13 protein-coding genes and 1 pseudogene are annotated in these 16,569 nt (G+C 69.0%); 4 read left to right on the top strand and 10 right to left on the bottom strand.

Annotation, left to right across the window (positions count from 1 at the left end; translation table 11 throughout):
• Window positions 1–107: 107 nt before the first annotated feature.
• From hpaE to AC06G6_RS16370, 3 genes are all read right to left on the bottom strand, one after another.
• The gene (gene hpaE, locus AC06G6_RS16380; protein WP_479823768.1) at window positions 108–1,622 is read right to left on the bottom strand and encodes a 5-carboxymethyl-2-hydroxymuconate semialdehyde dehydrogenase; all 1,515 of its coding nucleotides are present in this window, start codon (window positions 1,620–1,622) and stop codon (window positions 108–110) included.
• Window positions 1,623–1,713: 91 nt separating this feature from the next.
• Window positions 1,714–2,457, bottom strand: coding sequence for a GntR family transcriptional regulator (locus AC06G6_RS16375; protein ID WP_479823765.1), 744 nt, complete (start codon window positions 2,455–2,457; stop codon window positions 1,714–1,716).
• The gene (locus AC06G6_RS16370) at window positions 2,450–4,039 is read right to left on the bottom strand and encodes a fumarylacetoacetate hydrolase family protein (protein WP_479823763.1); all 1,590 of its coding nucleotides are present in this window, start codon (window positions 4,037–4,039) and stop codon (window positions 2,450–2,452) included. Before AC06G6_RS16370 ends, AC06G6_RS16375 begins: the two co-directional genes overlap by 8 nt.
• 250 nt (window positions 4,040–4,289) lie before the next feature.
• Here AC06G6_RS16370 and AC06G6_RS16365 point away from each other — a divergent pair.
• A pseudogene (locus AC06G6_RS16365) lies at window positions 4,290–6,232 on the top strand (FAD-binding monooxygenase).
• Between the two features lie 411 nt (window positions 6,233–6,643).
• On the top strand, window positions 6,644–7,024 hold the full coding sequence (locus tag AC06G6_RS16360; protein ID WP_479823761.1) for a VOC family protein: 381 nt from the start codon (window positions 6,644–6,646) through the stop codon (window positions 7,022–7,024).
• Window positions 7,025–7,030: 6 nt separating this feature from the next.
• Here AC06G6_RS16360 and AC06G6_RS16355 read toward each other — a convergent pair whose 3' ends face one another.
• Window positions 7,031–7,753: a DUF998 domain-containing protein gene (locus tag AC06G6_RS16355; protein WP_479823759.1), complete on the bottom strand. Its 723-nt coding sequence runs from the start codon at window positions 7,751–7,753 to the stop codon at window positions 7,031–7,033.
• Between the two features lie 330 nt (window positions 7,754–8,083).
• Here AC06G6_RS16355 and AC06G6_RS16350 point away from each other — a divergent pair, with 330 nt between their 5' ends.
• Window positions 8,084–9,169 (top strand): iron-containing redox enzyme family protein, encoded by a 1,086-nt coding sequence (locus tag AC06G6_RS16350; RefSeq protein WP_479823757.1) that lies wholly within the window; start codon window positions 8,084–8,086, stop codon window positions 9,167–9,169.
• 48 nt (window positions 9,170–9,217) lie between these two features.
• On the top strand, window positions 9,218–9,466 hold the full coding sequence (locus tag AC06G6_RS16345; protein WP_479823755.1) for a CDGSH iron-sulfur domain-containing protein: 249 nt from the start codon (window positions 9,218–9,220) through the stop codon (window positions 9,464–9,466).
• A gap of 53 nt (window positions 9,467–9,519) precedes the next feature.
• Here AC06G6_RS16345 and AC06G6_RS16340 read toward each other — a convergent pair whose 3' ends face one another.
• From AC06G6_RS16340 to AC06G6_RS16315, 6 genes are all read right to left on the bottom strand, one after another.
• Window positions 9,520–9,780, bottom strand: a complete 261-nt coding sequence (locus AC06G6_RS16340) for a type II toxin-antitoxin system RelE family toxin (RefSeq protein ID WP_479823753.1) — start codon at window positions 9,778–9,780, stop codon at window positions 9,520–9,522.
• Window positions 9,777–10,043 carry a type II toxin-antitoxin system Phd/YefM family antitoxin gene (locus tag AC06G6_RS16335; RefSeq protein WP_479823751.1) on the bottom strand — a complete coding sequence of 89 codons (267 nt, stop codon included), beginning with the start codon at window positions 10,041–10,043 and terminating at the stop codon, window positions 9,777–9,779. The genes AC06G6_RS16340 and AC06G6_RS16335 overlap by 4 nt, the downstream gene beginning before the upstream one ends.
• Window positions 10,044–10,139: 96 nt before the next feature.
• The gene (locus tag AC06G6_RS16330) at window positions 10,140–11,759 is read right to left on the bottom strand and encodes an ABC transporter permease subunit (protein WP_479823749.1); all 1,620 of its coding nucleotides are present in this window, start codon (window positions 11,757–11,759) and stop codon (window positions 10,140–10,142) included.
• A complete protein-coding gene (locus tag AC06G6_RS16325) occupies window positions 11,759–12,670 on the bottom strand; it encodes an ABC transporter ATP-binding protein (RefSeq protein WP_479823746.1) in 912 nt (303 codons plus the stop codon). The genes AC06G6_RS16330 and AC06G6_RS16325 overlap by 1 nt, the downstream gene beginning before the upstream one ends.
• A gap of 297 nt (window positions 12,671–12,967) precedes the next feature.
• Entirely contained in the window at window positions 12,968–15,391 is a 2,424-nt protein-coding gene (locus AC06G6_RS16320) for a hypothetical protein (RefSeq protein ID WP_479823744.1), read from the bottom strand.
• 8 nt (window positions 15,392–15,399) lie between these two features.
• Window positions 15,400–16,035, bottom strand: a complete 636-nt coding sequence (locus AC06G6_RS16315) for a peptidoglycan-binding protein (RefSeq protein ID WP_479828727.1) — start codon at window positions 16,033–16,035, stop codon at window positions 15,400–15,402.
• Window positions 16,036–16,569: the final 534 nt, after the last annotated feature.

The raw sequence follows: 16,569 nt of genomic DNA, 5'->3' as shown, positions 1-16,569 counted from the left end.
GGTACGACGACGGCGGGCCGGCTGGGGCGGCTGCGTCGCCACCCAACTGACTCGCAGTAGGTGCCGTTTTGGAACCTCATAACGGCCGCAAGTGCGAGCCAGTTGGGCTAGGCGCCGAATTTCGGGGTGTGGACGGTGCCGAGGGTGATGTGGACGGCCTGCTGGTCGGTGTAGAAGTCGATGGAGCGGTAGCCGCCCTCGTGGCCCAGCCCGGAGGACTTGACCCCGCCGAAGGGCGTGCGCAGGTCGCGGACGTTGTGGCTGTTGAGCCAGACCATGCCGGCCTCTACGTTCTGCGAGAAGTTGTGCGCCCGGGTCAGGTTCTGGGTCCAGATGTAGGCCGCGAGCCCGTACTTCGTGTTGTTCGCCAGGGCGAGGGCTTCCTCGTCGCTGTCGAACGGGGTGATCGCGACGACCGGACCGAAGATCTCCTCCTGGAAGATCCGCGCGTCCGGGGCGACGTCGGCGAACACGGTGGGCGCGATGTAGTTGCCCTCGGGCAGGTGCTCCGGCCGCCCGCCGCCGGCCAGCAGCCGGCCCTCGGACTTGCCGATCTCCACATAGGAGGCGACCTTGGCGTAGTGCTCCGGGTGGACCAGGGCGCCGACCTCGGTCTTCGGATCGTGCGGGTCACCGACCACGATGTTCTTGGCGCGGGCGGCGTACTTGTCGCAGAATTCCTCGTACACGGCGCGCTCCACCAGGATCCGGGACCCGGCGGTGCAGCGCTCGCCGTTGAGCGAGAAGACCCCGAACAGGGCCGAGTCGATCGCGGCGTCCAGGTCGGCGTCGGCGAACACCACGCACGGGGACTTGCCGCCGAGCTCCATCGACAGGCCCTTGAGGTTCTCTGCAGCGTTGCGGAAGATGGTCTGCCCGGTGGTGGTCTCGCCGGTGAAGGAGATCAGCGGTACGTCCGGGTGCTTGACCAGGGCGTCGCCGGCTTCCTCGCCGAGGCCGTTGACCAGGTTGAACACGCCATCGGGCAGGCCGGCGTCCTTGAAAATCTGCGCCCACAGGGACGCGGAGAGCGGCGTGAACTCGGCCGGCTTGAGCACCACGGTGTTTCCGGTGGCCAGCGCCGGGGCCAGCTTCCAGGACTCGAGCATGAAGGGGGTGTTCCAGGGCGTGATGAGGCCCGCGACGCCGATCGGTTTGCGGTTGACGTAGTTGATCTGGGCGCCGGGGACCTTCATGGCGTCGTCGAACTGGGCCACGATGAGGTCTGCGAAGAAGCGGAAGTTCTCCGCCGCGCGGAGGGCCTGGCCCTTGGCCTGGGTGATCGGCAGGCCGGTGTCGAAGGTTTCGAGTTCGGCGAGCCGGGCCTCCTGGGCTTCGACGGCGTCGGCGATCTTGTTCAGGACGCGGGCGCGTTCCCGCGGCTTCATCTTCGGCCACGGCCCGTTGGTGAACGCTTCGCGGGCGGCGGCGACGGCGAGGTCGATGTCCTCTTTCTGGCCGGCCGCGGCGGTGGCGTAGTTGGTGTTGGAGACCGGGTCCAGGACGTCGAAGGTCTTGCCGCTGACCGAGTCGACGAATTCGCCGTTGATGTAGTGCTGGATGTGCGTGGTGAGGTCCTGCGGGACGTAGTGGGTGGTGGTTTCAGGGGCAGTGAACGTCATTGTTTTCCTTACTGAACTACTGAACTTCTGAACGGATATGGCGGCGCTGATTACTGCAGCGCGGGGTCACGTACGGCCGGTGCGGCGGCCCTTAATGGGCGCTGACCGACCCTGCGTTGCTTTGGGCGAGGTAGGCGTCCAGGGTGGCGGAGCGGTGCAGGCGGGCGGCTTTTTCGATCACGTCGGCGTCGGCGGCGGACTCGATGAGCCGCAGCAGGGCCTCGTGTTCGTCCACCGATTCGTGGGCGCGGCGGGGGACGAAGCGGAACGTGGAGGACCGCAGCGACGCCAGCCGGTTCCAACCCCGGTGGACCAGGTCCAGGATGTGCGGGTTGGGGCAGTGCTCGAACAGGATGCTGTGGAAGTCCTGGTTCAGCCGGGTGAACCGGACCGGGTCGAAGTGCTCCAGGCATTCGCGCATCTCGGCGTTGACGGCCCGGGCCCGGGCCACGTCGGCCGGCCCGATCAGGGGAGCGGACAGGGCCGTGGCTGCGCCCTCGACGATGCTGAGGGTCTGCATCGTGTAGAGGTACTCGGTGGGGTCGATCCCGGCGACGGTGGCTCCGACGTTCCGCTCGAACTTCACCAGGCCCTCGGCCTCGAGCCGGCGGATGGCCTCGCGGACCGGCACCACACTGACGCCCAGGTCCTCGGCGATCTTGGCCAGCACCAGCCGGTAGCCGGGGGAGTAGCTCCCATCCACGATCCGGGCCTTGACGGCCGCGTACGCCTGCTCGGACTTGCTGGCGGTGTGCGTGGCCGGGGCGGGCGAGACGGCGCGAGGGGCGGCCTGGGTGGCAGTGTGGGTGCCCATGGCGGGCGCGGTGTCATTCATTGGCTTTGCCGGCTTCCCAGTTCACGTACCGGGCGCGCCACTCGGCGTTCAGCGGGTAGAGCCCGTCCACGCTGTGGCCCTGCTGCACCATCTCGGTGATGAAGGCCTCCTCGCGTTCCTGGGCGATGGAATCGTCCGCGAGCTCCGCGGCCAGCGCCGGCGGGATCACCAGGATGCCGTCCGCGTCGGCGACGATGATGTCCCCGGGCTGCACGGTGGTGCCGCCGCAGGCGATCGTGATGTCGGTGTCCCACGGGATGTGCCGGCGCCCCAGGACGGCGGGGTGCGGGTTGGCGTAGTACGTGGGCATGTCCATCGCGGCGACGGCGGAGAAGTCCCGGACGCCGCCGTCGGTGATGATAGCCGCAGCGCCGCGGACCTGCGCGCGGAGGGCCAGGATGTCGCCGATCGTGCCGGTGCCCTTTTCGCCGCGCGCCTCCATGACCAGGATCTCGCCCGGGTTGACGGAGTCGATGGCCTTCTTCTGGGCGTTGAAGCCGCCGCCGTGGGTCTTGAAGAGGTCCTCGCGGTTGGGCACATAGCGCAGGGTCCGCGCCAGGCCCACGATCCGCTTCTCCGGACGGGTGGAGGTGAGCCCGTCGATGCTGACATTGTTCAGGCCGCGCTTGCGCAGCTGGGAGGAGAGGGTGGCCGTGCAGACGCTTTCCAGCTTCGCCTTCAGCTCCGGGGTCAGGACAGGCACGACGGCGGCTGCCGGCTCCTCCGTTGCCGGCGCCTCCGCCGAGGGGACATGCTCAGCCGCGGGAAGCCCGGCCGCCGCGCGGGAGCCGAAGGCCTCCTCCCGCTGCAGGTCATCGGTCCGGGGCTGCGCGCCGAAGTCACCGAACGGCGTCGTGCCCTCCGCCACCAGGGTGACCAGCCGGCCCGTGGTGAGGCCGCCCGTGGTGAGGCCGCCGGCAGCGCCGCCACCCGCCGTCGTGCCCTCAGTGCTGACGCCGCCGGTGCTGAAACCTGCGGCACTGACCTCGACCTCGACGACGTCGCCCGGTTTGGCCACCGATGCGCCGGCGGGGGTGCCGGTGAGGATGATGTCGCCCTCCTCGAGCGTGAGCAGCTGGGACAGGTCGGCGACCAGGCGGGCGAAGGGGAAGAGCAGATCACCGGTGGTGTCGTCCTGGACCAGTTCGCCGTTGTGCCAGGTGCGGATGCGCAGGCCGGCGGGGTCCACGGCGTCCGCGGCGATCAGTCCCGGGCCCACGGGGGTGAAGCCGTCGCCGCCCTTGGAGCGGAGGTTGGAGCCCTTGTCGGCCCAGCGGAGGTCGTAGACGCCGAGGTCGTTGGACGCCGTGACCCACTCGACGTGGTTCCAGGCATCCTCGACGGCCACGCGGCGGGCGGGCTTGCCGATGATCAGCGCGATCTCGCCCTCGTAGCCAAGGAGTTCGCAGCCGGCCGGACGTTCCACGGTTGAGCCGCTGAGGGCCAGGGACGAGGAGGGCTTCAGGAAGTACGAGGGCTGTTCGGGGGTGCGGCCGCGCTGGGCTGCCCGGCTGGGGTAGTTGATATGCACCGCGATGACCTTGCGGGCCGCTGCCAGGGTGTGGTCGGTGACCTGTTCCAAGAATGACTCCTCATCGAGTACGAAATCGTATACGAAGACTATTGCCCAGGAACCGCGGATCGTCAACCCCCGGACCCGGCGGATTCGTAGAGCGCTTGTAACCCACGTCATATCTGCGTACAGTTTTGGATGAGAAAGAAATTCTATTATTGAACGTCCAGTTCTATTATCGAACACAGAGCGACGGCTGCAGAAGCCGCCCGGCGAAGTGCCACCCCGCGCAGTGCCCACAAAGAAGTGAGGAAAGCCCGTGCAGTTCCACCACCACGGTTACGTATCCGGTGACCCGCGAATCCAGCCCGCCGCCGGCGTCGGCATCAACCGGCCCACAGACCTTCCCGACGAGGTCGACGTGCTCATTGTGGGCACCGGCCCCGCGGGCATCGTCGCCGCCGCCCAGCTGTCCCAGTTCCCGGGCGTCACCACCCGGATCGTGGAGCGCCGCGGCGGGCGCCTGCCCATCGGCCAGGCCGACGGCATCCAGGCCCGCAGCGTCGAGACCTTCCAGGCCTTCGGTTTCGCCGAGCGGATCATCGCCGAGGCGTACCGGATCACCGAGATGGCCTTCTGGAAGCCGGACCCGGCGGACCCGTCCAAAATCGTCCGTTCCGCACGCGCCAAGGACGACACCACGGGCATCAGCGAGTTCCCCCACCTCATCGTCAACCAGGCCCGCGTCCTGGATTACTTCGCCGAGTTCATGGCGAACGCGCCCACCCGCATGGCCCCCGACTACGGCTTTGAGTTCCGGAGCCTCGAGGTCGACGACGGCGCGGAGTACCCCGTCACCGTCACCCTCCTGCACACCGCCGGCCCGACGCCGGCCGGGAGCGCACCGTGCGGGCCAAGTACGTCGTCGGCGCGGACGGCGCCAGGAGCAAGGTCCGGGACGCGATCGGCTGCACCCTCGCCGGCGACCAAGCCAACCACGCATGGGGCGTCATGGACGTCCTCGCCGTCACCGACTTCCCGGACATCCGCACCAAGTGCGCGATCCAGTCCGGCACCGGCGGCAGCATCCTGCTGATCCCGCGTGAAGGCGGCCACCTCTTCCGGATGTACGTCGACCTCGGCGAGGTCGACAAGGAGGACAAGGGCGCAGTGCGCAGCACCACCATCGAGCAGATCATCGCCCAGGCCAACGAGATCCTGCACCCCTACACGCTCGACGTCCGCAACGTCGCCTGGAACAGCGTGTACGAGGTCGCGCACCGCCTCACGGACCGGTTCGACGACGTTCTGCCGGAGCAGCAGGGCACCCGCGCGCCGCGTGTGTTCATCACCGGCGACGCGTGCCACACCCACAGCGCCAAGGCCGGCCAGGGCATGAACGTCTCCATGCAGGACGGCTTCAACCTGGGCTGGAAGCTCGGGCACGTGCTCGAGGGCCGCAGCCCGGAGAGCCTGCTGTCCACGTATTCGGCCGAGCGCCAGGTCATCGCAAAGAACCTCATCGACTTCGACAAGGAGTGGTCGACGCTGATGGCGAAGAAGCCCGAGGAGTTCAACAGCCCCTCCGAGCTCGAGGACTTCTACGTGAGCACCGCCGAGTTCCCGGCCGGATTTATGACCCAGTACACCCCCTCGATGCTTATCGGTGAGGCCACGCACCAGGACCTGGCCACCGGCTTCCCCGTCGGCAAGCGCTTCAAGTCCGCACCCGTGGTCCGGGTCGGCGACACCAACCCGATGCACCTGGGCCACCACGCCACGGCGGACGGGCGCTGGCGGATTTATGTCTTCGCCGACGCCGCGGTGCCCGTTGCCCAGGTCTCGGGGCAGCCGGGTGCGGGCTCGGCCGTTGCCGACTTCGCCGAGTGGATCGCGAACGCGCCGGACTCGCCGCTCGCCGCAACCCCTGAGGGGGCCGACCGCGACGCGTGGTTCGATGTGAAGGTGATCTACCAGCAGGAGCACACGAGCATCGACATCGGCGCCGTGCCGGCCGTGTTCAAGCCCTCGGTGGGTCCGTTCCAGCTCACGGACTACGAGAAGGTCTACGCCACCGATCCGTCGGCGGACATCTTCGAGCTGCGCGGCCTCGACCGCGGCGGCGTGGTGGTGGTGGTGCGCCCCGACCAGTACGTGGCCAACGTCCTGCCCCTGACGGCGACGGCCGAACTTGGCGCGTTCTTCGCACCGCTGCTGCAGGCCGGCAAGCGCGCCGCCGAGCTCCAGGACCACGCAGGCTAAGCGCTGCTTCGGGCCGGCGGGCGGCTGAAGTGCAGCCCTCCCGCCGGCGCCGCGACGCTCCCGCCCAGTTACTTCCGGCCGCACCCCCTTTCGCCCACGCAATCCCGCGGATCTGCGGGGCGGAGGCGGGGTGCGGTTCCGGGTAACTGGGCAGGAGCGTCGCCAGCCCGGGAAGCAGCGACGAAGCCAGCCCGGGAAGCAGTGCTGAACGTAGCGACTGACTGCCCACGGAAACGCCCTGCCTCAGTCCTCCCACGGCCATTTCCGCTGCGGAAAACTTCCCATGACGCGCCAACGGCTCAGCGCCGCGTTATACCCGTAGCGCTGGTCCGTTCGCGCGTCACCAGTCCGTAACCGCGGCGGATTTCGCGAGTAAGGCACCAAAACGAAGGGGAGGGCTATCGTGGTGCCATGTCAAGCAAATTAGCTGTCATTGCCATCGACGCGATCCGGCCGCGGGTGGTGGCCGACTTCTGGTGCGCCGTCCTCGGCTGGCGCATCGTCGAAGAAGACAGCGGCATCATCAGCATCGCGCCGCAGGATCAAAGCTGGCCCACCATCGATGTGATTGCGGTGCCCGAGGGCAAGACCGTCAAGAACCGGCTGCATTTCGACCTGCGGGCCGACGGCGTGTCCACCGCCGCGGAGCTCGACCGCCTGCTCGCCCTCGGCGCGCGGCGCGTGGACGTGGGCCAGGGCCTGGACGTCAGCTGGGTGGTCCTGGGTGACCCCGAGGGTAACGAGTTCTGCCTGTTGTCCCGATCCGTCCAGGATCTCGAAAACCCGGAGTAAAGGGGTTCAGCCAGCGTCAGCCGCCAGGCTCCTGCCGGGATCTGGCGGAGCGGCGGAAACCCGTCGCAGTGTAACCACCGCCAGCACGACGATCCAGGCGAAGTACGCGTAGGCATTGATCCGCTCGAAGCCCCCGACCCAGGGCGTCTCATTCCGGGCGAGGCCCTGCATGGCAAGCGACGACGCGGCCCCGAAGCCCACGATGACCAGCAGCGTCGCGATCGCGAACCACCGGAACCATCCCGGGTAGGCGATCGCGGAAAGGACGAGAGCCGCGAAGACAAAGAGGCCGAAAACAGACGTCAAGACAATATGCATGACGTCGTTGAAGCCGCCTGGGAGCCACCGGGAGCTCATCGCGAAAACGGTATGGTTCGGAAACCCGATGAGTCCGGTGGCAACCAGGCATACGCCAACCCAGCGCAGACTCCTGCGATCAGCCGTTCGCCAGATCCCCACGCCGAAGGCCGTCATCAGCAGGGCGTGAATGAGGATGACCGTGACCATCAGCGGGCGCACCGGCGAGCCGAAGGCGCTGAGCTCGCTGATCGCCTGGTCCCTGAAGCTGTACCCGCTGTACCCGCTGTACCCGCTGTACAGCAGGCCGGAGACGAGGTCACCCATGCCGTAGACGGCCACGGCGAGGATTCCGGCGGTCAGGAGGAATCTATCGACAGCCTCCGCGCGCGGGCGAACCGTGACCGGGCGGGGATCTCGGGAGACATTCATGGCCTGCTGCCCTTCGAACTGGACCACATCCACGTCACCGTACTCCAGCCGTCAGGACGCGGTTAGAGTCGAAAGACAACGGCACAAAAGACAGTTTGCTTATGAAGTAGTCTACGCTTAGAGTCTACATTGTAGACAAAATGCGTGGACGGCCTTCCTCGGAATCCGGACATCCATCCCGACTACGCTTTTCCCGGATCTGCGGTGACGCAGCCACCCGGGATCCCGCTTCAACGCCGCGTGCACGGCCTCGAAGCCCAGCTGCTGTAGCCACGCGGCGGCACACATGCACCGCAAGGAAGCGAACCAGCCTTGGCAACTTCTCAACGTATGACCATCCCTCACGCGCGCGGACCCATCAGCGACGGACTGTTCCGGCTCCTCGCCGGCAGCCCTGGAGACGATCCCGCGGCGATGGCCGCCCTGCAGGATCTCGCCGCGGCACAGCTTCCGCTCACTGATGACATCATCGACGACGGCGACGTGCAGCTGAGCCTCTTCTGCCTGTACGAACTCCATTACGGAGGCCTCGACGGCGTGACCGACCACTGGGAATGGCACCCCGGTCTGATCGCGCTGAGGCAGCTGCTCGAGGAACCCTTCGAGCGGGCGCTGCGCGATGCGGCCCGCCCCTACGCCGGTGCAGACCACGCAAGTGCAGACCCCGCCGGCCCTGACCAGCCTGATTCCGCCGCGGGCCTGGACAGCGACGCAGTGGCAAGCATCCTGTTCGCGATCGCGGCCCAGGAGGGCGGACCGGGGATGTCCCGCCACGTGGCCAAGAAGGCGACCCTGGAGCAGCTCCGCGAGTTCCTGATCCACAAATCGATCTATCAGCTCAAGGAAGCCGACCCGCACACGTGGGCGATCCCGCGGCTGCACGGCCGGGCCAAGGCCGCGCTGGTGGAGATCCAGGCGGACGAGTACGGCGGCGGCCGCCCGGACCGCATGCACAGCACCCTCTTCGCCCGGACCATGCGCGGGCTGGGGCTGGACGACCGCTACGGCGCCTATGCTGACGCCGTTCCGCCTATCGCCCTCGCCTCGGTCAACGTCATGTCCCTCTTCGGGCTGAACCGCCGGCTCCGCGGAGCCGTCGCGGGTCACCTGGCGATCTATGAGATGACCTCGTCCCGGCCGAACCAGCTGTACGGCAACGGGTTCCGGCGCCTCGGATTCGGGGCCGCGGTGACCGCGTACTTCGACGAGCACGTCGAGGCCGACGCCGTCCATGAACAGATCGCGGGCCGGGATCTCGCCGGCGGCCTCGTGGAGTCGGAACCGGACCTCTTCCGGGACGTCCTGTTCGGCGCGACGGCGGTGATGGCCATCGACGCCCGCCTCACGCAGCACATCATGGGGGCCTGGGACGACGGCGAGTCCTCGCTTCGCGCGGCCACCCCCGCCGCGGCCTGAACCACGGCCTGACGCCCGGCCCCTTCAAACCCCAGACAGTGAGCACCGATGAACCAGAACCCGCCTGAATCCTCCGCCGAGAACTCCATCGTCGTCTGCCCCGACGGACCGATCCTCGTGCGCGGCGACTTCGAGATCGTCACGCCGTCCGGGGAACCCGTGCCCCGGCAGCGCAAAACCGTCGCCCTGTGCCGCTGCGGCGCCTCTGCGATCAAGCCCTTCTGCGACGGCACCCACAAGCTGATCGGCTTCCGGACTGAAGTCCCCGGCAAGGTTGGGGCGAAAATGGAGCCCTAACCGGCTCTGCCCGGCTGTCCAGAGATTTAGGGCCGTGCGGCGGATCCCCGGCCCTAGCGCTGGTAAATTTCTCGACGATGGCCCATGGCGACGACCAGGACGATGAGCTGGGCGTCCCGGATCTCGTAGATGATCCGGTAGTCCCCGGTGCGGACACGCCAGTCGCCGCTGCTGCCGGAGAGTTTCTTGGCGCCGGGCGGCCGCGGTGTTTCGGCAAGTAGTTCGATTGCGGCCTGGATGCGTCGGCGGGCGTCGGGAGGGAGTTTGCGCAACTGCCGGACGGCGGCCGGAGCAACCTGCACGGCGTAGCTCACGCCAGGCCCAGTTCCGCCTTGACTTGCTCCCAGGGCACAGGGCCTTCGCCGGTGTCGGCCATTTCTGTCCGCGCTGCGTTCGCCGCCCGGAGATCATCTAGATCTTCGGCCGCCTCGATCAGTTTCGCAAGGTCCTCGGCATCTATCAATGCTGCCACGCGGCGTCCGCGACGCAGCAGGTACACCGGTTCATGGTTCACCCGGGCAGTGTCGACCGCCTCGGAAAGACGGCTTCGCGCGTCAGTCACAGACATCTCGCTCATAACTGAATTTTATCCAGTCATTGCCGAAATGTACATAACCGCAATAACCGCTATAAGCGCGAGAATGCCCGTAACCGGCCGAGCACTGACGCAGCGTCAGCCGGCAAGATCACGACGCCGGATCAGGTAGGCAGCAATCCCGGCCCCCAGCAGCGCGACGGCGGTCAGGGCCAGGGCCGCCGCCGGGTCGAACGGTTCAACCGGCATGGCCGCGGAGTGGCGGAACGGGCTCAGATCCTGCACCCAGGACGGCAGCCGCAGCAGTTCCCCGAACTGACCCAGGACCAGGCCGCCGGCCAGCAGCCCCCAGCCCACTGGAATGCACAGACGGGGTGCCGCCGCGAAGACCACCGCCGTGGCCGAGAGGAACACCGCGGCCGCGGGGACATGCGCCAGCGCGGCACCGATCAACAGCGCCCCCGGCGGGTTGCCCGTGCCGGAGAGGGACAGCCCGACGGCGGCCGCGGTGCCAGCGACGGCGGCCACTACGGTCACCGAGGCGGCGCCCAGGACGAGGTTGGCGACGAGCCAGCGCGCCCGGGACCTCGGGACGGCCAGCAGGAGTTCGGCCCGGCCCTCGACCTCCTCCGCACGGAGCCGCAGCACCGCCTGGACGCCTGCGGCCGCGGCAAAGACCCCGGCGATGCCCAGCAGCGCGGCGGTGAACACATCGATGATCTCGGCACGGCTGCCCGGCACGAGCCGGCCGATGAGTTCCTTCAGCGACTCGTTCCCGGCCACCGCATCGGTCACCACGGGCCCGAGGCCGCCCGCCAGGGCCCCCAGGACAGCGGCGCCTACGCACCAGCCGGTCAGCGTGGACAGCTGAAGCCGCCAGGCCAGGCCCAGGAACGAGGTCCCGCCGGCACCGGCGCGCTCCCGGCCGGCCCGCTCGGGCAGCAGACTCCCGCCCAGATCCCGTCGGCTCCGGACCACCAGGACAACAACGGCCACGAGGGCGGCCGCCGCCGTCAGGACCAGCAGCGGCACCGGGTCGGGGTTCGAAAAGGGCCGGGAGCGCTGGCCCCAGCCGATCGGCGAGAACAGCGAGGCCCAGCCGCTCGTGACCTGGGTCAGATCGGCATTCGGGGTGCCGAAGGCGTCGCCGATGCCGCGGAGCAGATACGCGGCGCCGACCATGCCCGCGGCTGCACCGTTCGCGCTGCGTCCCGACGGCATAACCTGGGCGACCGCCGCGGCGACGGCGACAAAGAAAACCCCCACCGCACCAACGGCCGCGCCGGCAGTGACCGCGCCGGTGCCGGGCAGCCCGGCGGCAGCGAAGCCCGCGGCCACACACCCGGCCAGCACCAGGTTCGCGGCCGCACCCAGCAGCAGCGTCGCCGCCAGGGACGCGGCGCGGGGGACCGGAAGCGACCCGAGGATCTCCTCGCGTCCCAGCTCCTCGTCGGCCCGGGTATGCCGGATGACCAGGAAGGTGCTCATCAGTCCCGCGAGCACGGCCGTGAACGCGTAGCCCTGGAAAAACACCACCGCTCCGATGCCCGTCCCGTCCGGCAGGCCCCGCAGGAACAGGAACGCCGGGCTGACCACGGCGACGCCGATGATGGCCGCGCGCTCGGATTCTGCATCGAATTCCGTGGCCACCGCGGTGGCCGTGACGAACCCCAGCAGTGCTATGCCCAGGATCCAGACCGGAAGGAGCACTCGGTCCCGGCGCGCCTGGGCCAGTGCCAGCCGCACGACGCCGGACATCAGCGCGCCTGCCCGTCCCGGTCGCTGTAGTGCCGGAGGAACAGCGACTCCAGCGACGGCGGGGACACGGTCAGGCCGCTGACGCCGCCGGCGGCGACGGCGGCGAGAACGGGTGCCAGGTCCGCGGCGTCAGCGTCGAACTCCACGGCCGTACCGTTCGCGCGGACGCCCTGCACGCCCGGAATGGCCGCCAGCATGACCGGGTCGGCGCCGCCCTCGATCCTGAAGTGGGTCCGTTTCAGGTGCCGGAGCTCGGTCAGGGTTCCCGTTTCGACGGCCCGGCCGGAGCGGATGATCGTCACCCGGTCACAGAGCTGCTCGACCTCGCTGAGAATGTGGCTGGAGAGCAGCACGGTCGCCCCGTCGTCGCGGACCCGCCGGATCTGGCTGCGGAACACGGTGTCCATCACCGGATCCAGGCCGGCGCTCGGCTCGTCCAGCAGATACAGCCGCGCCGGGCGGGCGAACGCGGCGATCAGTGCCGCCTTCTGCCGGTTGCCCTTGGAATAGGCGCGGGCCTTCCGCTTCGGGTCAAAGTCAAAGTCCTCGATCAGCGTCCGCCGCAGCCGTTCATCGGCGCCGCCGCGCAGGCCCGTCAGCAGATCAATGACCTCGCCGCCGGTCAGGTTCGGCCACAGGCTCACGTCGCCCGGGACGTAGGCGACGTCCCGGTGGACACTGACCGGGTCGCGCCACGGATCCAGCCCGAAGACACGGACCGTGCCCGACGTCGGGCGGATGAGTCCCAGGAGGACGCGGAGGGTCGTAGATTTGCCGGCACCGTTGGGGCCCAGGAAGCCGTGGACCTCACCCGCGGCGACGCTGAGGTCCAGGCCGTCCAGCGCCCGCGTGGGGCCAAACGTCTTTCCGAGCATCGTGGCTTCAATGACGGGATCTGCTGCAGAGGTCATCGGGGTCCTTCCCTCGGTCCGGCCTAACGACCGAGGCGGCCGCCAGGGCGTTCCGCAGGCGCACCGCCAGCGGGCCGACCAGGCTTCCCGGCTCTCCGATCCACAGCCTACAAGCGGGCCGGCCGCCGGGGAAGAGCACCGGCTCCCCCCATCGATTGCTCCCCAACGGCCCTTATGGGGGTCCAAAAGGGCGGTTACGGAGCAATCGATGGGCAGGGGGAGCGCTACGTCAGCCCGGCGCACCCAGTCTCCGGGCCTCCCGGCCGCCGAGGGCCCACCGGCTCCGGGCCTTCCGGCTTACGGCGCCGGCGGGGCCGTGGCCGATTGAGAGGGCGACGGCGTGACGGTAGCCGGTGCGGTGGCCGTTCCCGCGGGCTGCGTGGGCTGCGCACCCGCGGGTGCCGTGGCCGTGGACGTGGCCGCGGGCGCGGTCCCCGTCGCACCGGGAGTCGCGCCGGGTGTTGCCCCCGTGGTGCCCGAGGACGTGGCCGAAGGGCTCGGCGAAGTCCCCGGCGTGGCAGGAGCCGTGCCGGACGGAACCCGCGGCGTGGCGCTGGGGTCGGACTGGATGACCTCCATGATCTGGGCCTTGAACGCGTCCAGGCGCCCCTGGATCTCCGAGAGCGGCACATCCTCAAGGGTCCGGCCGTATTCCGCGATCTGCTGCCAGAGCTCGTTGAGCTTCGTCATGCCCTCGGTGCTCAGCGGCCCGTCCAGGGTCAGGACCAGCTGGCTGGCCAGGGCGTAGGTCAGGCACCGTACGCAGTCGTAGTTCGCGGCGGCGGAGAGGTTCTCCGGGACGATCACGTCGGTCTGGCCCACGATCAGCACCACCTGGAAGCCCACGGCGACGGCGGCGCAGTCCGCGCAGCTGGCGAAGGCGTAGGCCTCGTTGCGGGTGGTGACGTCCTCGCCGTCGTCGGCCCAGACCAGCGCGAAGGCGACGTCGTAGACCACGGATCCGTCGGTGGTGTTGACGGCGAGCGACTGGTTGCCGTCCTCCTCGGGTGCGGCCGGCTGGTCGAACGGGAACACCCAGGCGGGCGCCGCCGTGCCGGCGGTTCCGGCGTCGCGCGGGACCAGGACCATGCTCAGCTGCGGGTCCTCCCGGGTGGGCTTCTCCGCGCCGGCGGGCCAGAGCGCCACGGTCCGGCCGGCCCGGCCTTCCCGCAGGCCCGTGGTGGAGCCGGCCGGGAAGATCGCGGTGGTGGCGTCGGCCAGGGTTCCGCGCTCGTAGGGCTGGACCGGCCGGTAGCTCTCGCCGCCGGGCCACCAGGCCCAGGCGACGCCGGCTGTTACAACCGCGATCACGGCGAGGGCCGTCCCGCGCTGAAGGGCCCTGCCGCGGGTCTTCTGCCACAGGGCCGTGACGAGCTGCCGGACCAGCCGGAACAGGATGTAGAGGATCCCCAGGACGGGAAGCGCGACGGCGGCGATCGCCAGGATCCGCACGGCGGCGTCGACGATGTCCCCGCCGGCGAGGGCGCTGTTGAACATGGCGTACTGCTTCTGCCCGCTGTCCCAGGCGGTGCCGAGGAGCCGGGGGAGGGACAGCACCATCAGGACCAGGCTGAAGAGCAGCAGCGGGACGGTGATGAGCACCCAAGCGGTGACCACGGCGCGGGCCCACGGCTTGAGGAGCTGCGCTTCCGGGTCCTTCCGGCGCCAGGGCAGCAGGCTCAGCAGGGTGGGCTTGATCCGCTGGAACAGGTCCGGGACCCCGGTGGCGTCGGCGAGGATGTGGTACCCGTCGAAGCGGACCAGCGGCAGCAGCTGCCGGACCATCTGCAGGACCTGGGTCACCACCACGAGCAGCAGCGCGTCGAAGCCGGTGGCCCACCAGAGGCCCATGATGGCGACGGCGACGATCGCGTTGAAGTACAGCCCGCCGAGGTCGGTCCGGAGGCGGCCGCCGCGGCCCAGCCGGTAGGAATCCGTGACGTCGGTGAAGAATGCGGGCCAGATCAGGTAGAGGCCGGTGCCCATGGCCCCGGGGGTGGCGCCGCCGCGGCGGGCGGCCGCCGCGTGCCCGAACTCGTGGAACCCGGCGGACAGTATGGTCACGGCGAGGATCAGCAGCACCAGGCCCGGGTTGGCGAAGGCCTCATGCGTGGCGGAGGCCAGGCCCTTGACCATGAACACCCACCAGCAGGCGGCGAGGAAGGCCGCGGTCACCAAAACGACGATTAGCGGGTTGAAGAGCGCGGCGAAGGGGGCCGTGATCCGGCGAGTGCGCTCCGGGTCGGTGACGGTGTAACGGAACTTCATCCCAAGCAGCGGGTCGGCCTTGCGGACCTCGGGCTGGGAGCCGTCGGCCAGCTGCAGCAGGCCCAGGGGCAGGAGCTGGGAGTCGATCAAGGTCCGGACGTTGTCGGCGCTGACCAGCCGGCCGAATCCGGCGCTGGCGTGGCTGGCGATGTCCTCGGGACCGCGGGCACCGTCGATCGCCTCGAGGATCAGGTACAGCAGCCGGGTGAGCTGCAGCGTCTGGCCGTCGGCACGCCGGACCAGGGAGGGTGCCTCGCGGTAGCCGGAGCCCTGGGTCTCCCCGAGGAGCTGGACGCCGTCGGCCCGGACCGGAACCGGCAGGGTGGCGGTCCCGGCGGCGGGGGCAGAAGCCGCAGTTGGAGCCGGCGTCGCTGACGACGGCGCGGATGGAGACGGCGCGGAGAAGTCCGGCGGGCCGTCCGTGCTGGACGGCCCGCCGTGCGGTGAACTCATCCGGGGGACTACTGCCGGAGGTCGGACTGCTGGTCGGCCGAGGCCGTGGCTTCGCCCTCGATGTTCTGGTTGATGATTGCGTCCTGCTGCGAGACGGCGTAGGCGTTGCTGTCGATCGAGCCGATGTTGGCGGCGACGGCGGCGTCGATCGGGGCGGCGACGCTGGCGTTGGCGGCCACGGCACCGTTGATCGGGGCTGCGATGTCGGCGGACGCGTCCAGGTCCACGTTCACGTTGAGCAGGTTCGAATTCAGGGCGCCGGCGACGTCGGTCGGCAGGGCGCCTTCCTCGGCGGTGGTCTCGGTTGCGCCGGTGTCGCTGCCGTCGGTGCTGCCGGCTTCCTGTTCTATGGTGCTGTCCTGCGTGGACTCGGCCGTGGCGTCGGCCGCGATGCCCTGGTTGATGATGACGCCCTGGTCGGAGAGCGCCTGGGCGTCCGAGCCGTAGGACAGGATGTTCGCCGAGGCTGCGGCGTCGATCGGGGCGGCGACGTTGGCGTTGGCCGCGACGGCGAGGTCGATCGGAGCGGCGGCGTTAAGGCCGAGGTCCAGGTCCGCGTTGAGGTCCAGGACGGAGGCCACTTCCTTGTCCGGAAGCGCGGTGCCTGCCTCGGCCATCAGTTCATCGTCGCTCAGCGGGGTCATGGCCTGTTCGGTGCTCACAAGAAACTCCAGTTCCGGCACGGTTCCTGCTGCCCCCAGTGAGCAGTTTCCAGACCGACGTGCCTGATGCGAGTCAATAGTAAGCATGATGAGCATTTATTCGGTAGGCGGCTCCCGGAAATCCGTGCCCCGGTCTCAGTTGCGGTCGTCGCCCAGACGCGTCAGGAGCAGCCCTTGTGCTCCGGGCGTAGACTAATGCTATAGTCCTCCGCGTCGAGCACCCGCTCCTGGGAGCGCGTATGGCCGTGGATCCGTTTCAGGTTCAACTGGAACAGGAATAAGGGACATCAGATGTCGACCAGCCCGTTTTCATTTCCGGAACGCAGCCTGGGCGGAACTCCGCCTCCGCGTCCTCGCCTAATATCGTTCAGCAGAGTTGAAGCTCCCCGTAGCAAGAAGATGCCGGACATTCGACGGCAGGCCATAGCCGCTATCGAGGCCTTGATGGCACTGTCCGATCCGGAGAGTGCGTGTGAACGGGAACAACTTAAGGCATACGTGGAAGCGCATCCTGGT

The organism is Arthrobacter sp. CJL-S3, from assembly GCF_056711635.1.
The sequence above is the reverse complement of the archived record's forward strand: the minus strand, read 5'-3'. Positions and strand labels throughout refer to the sequence as shown.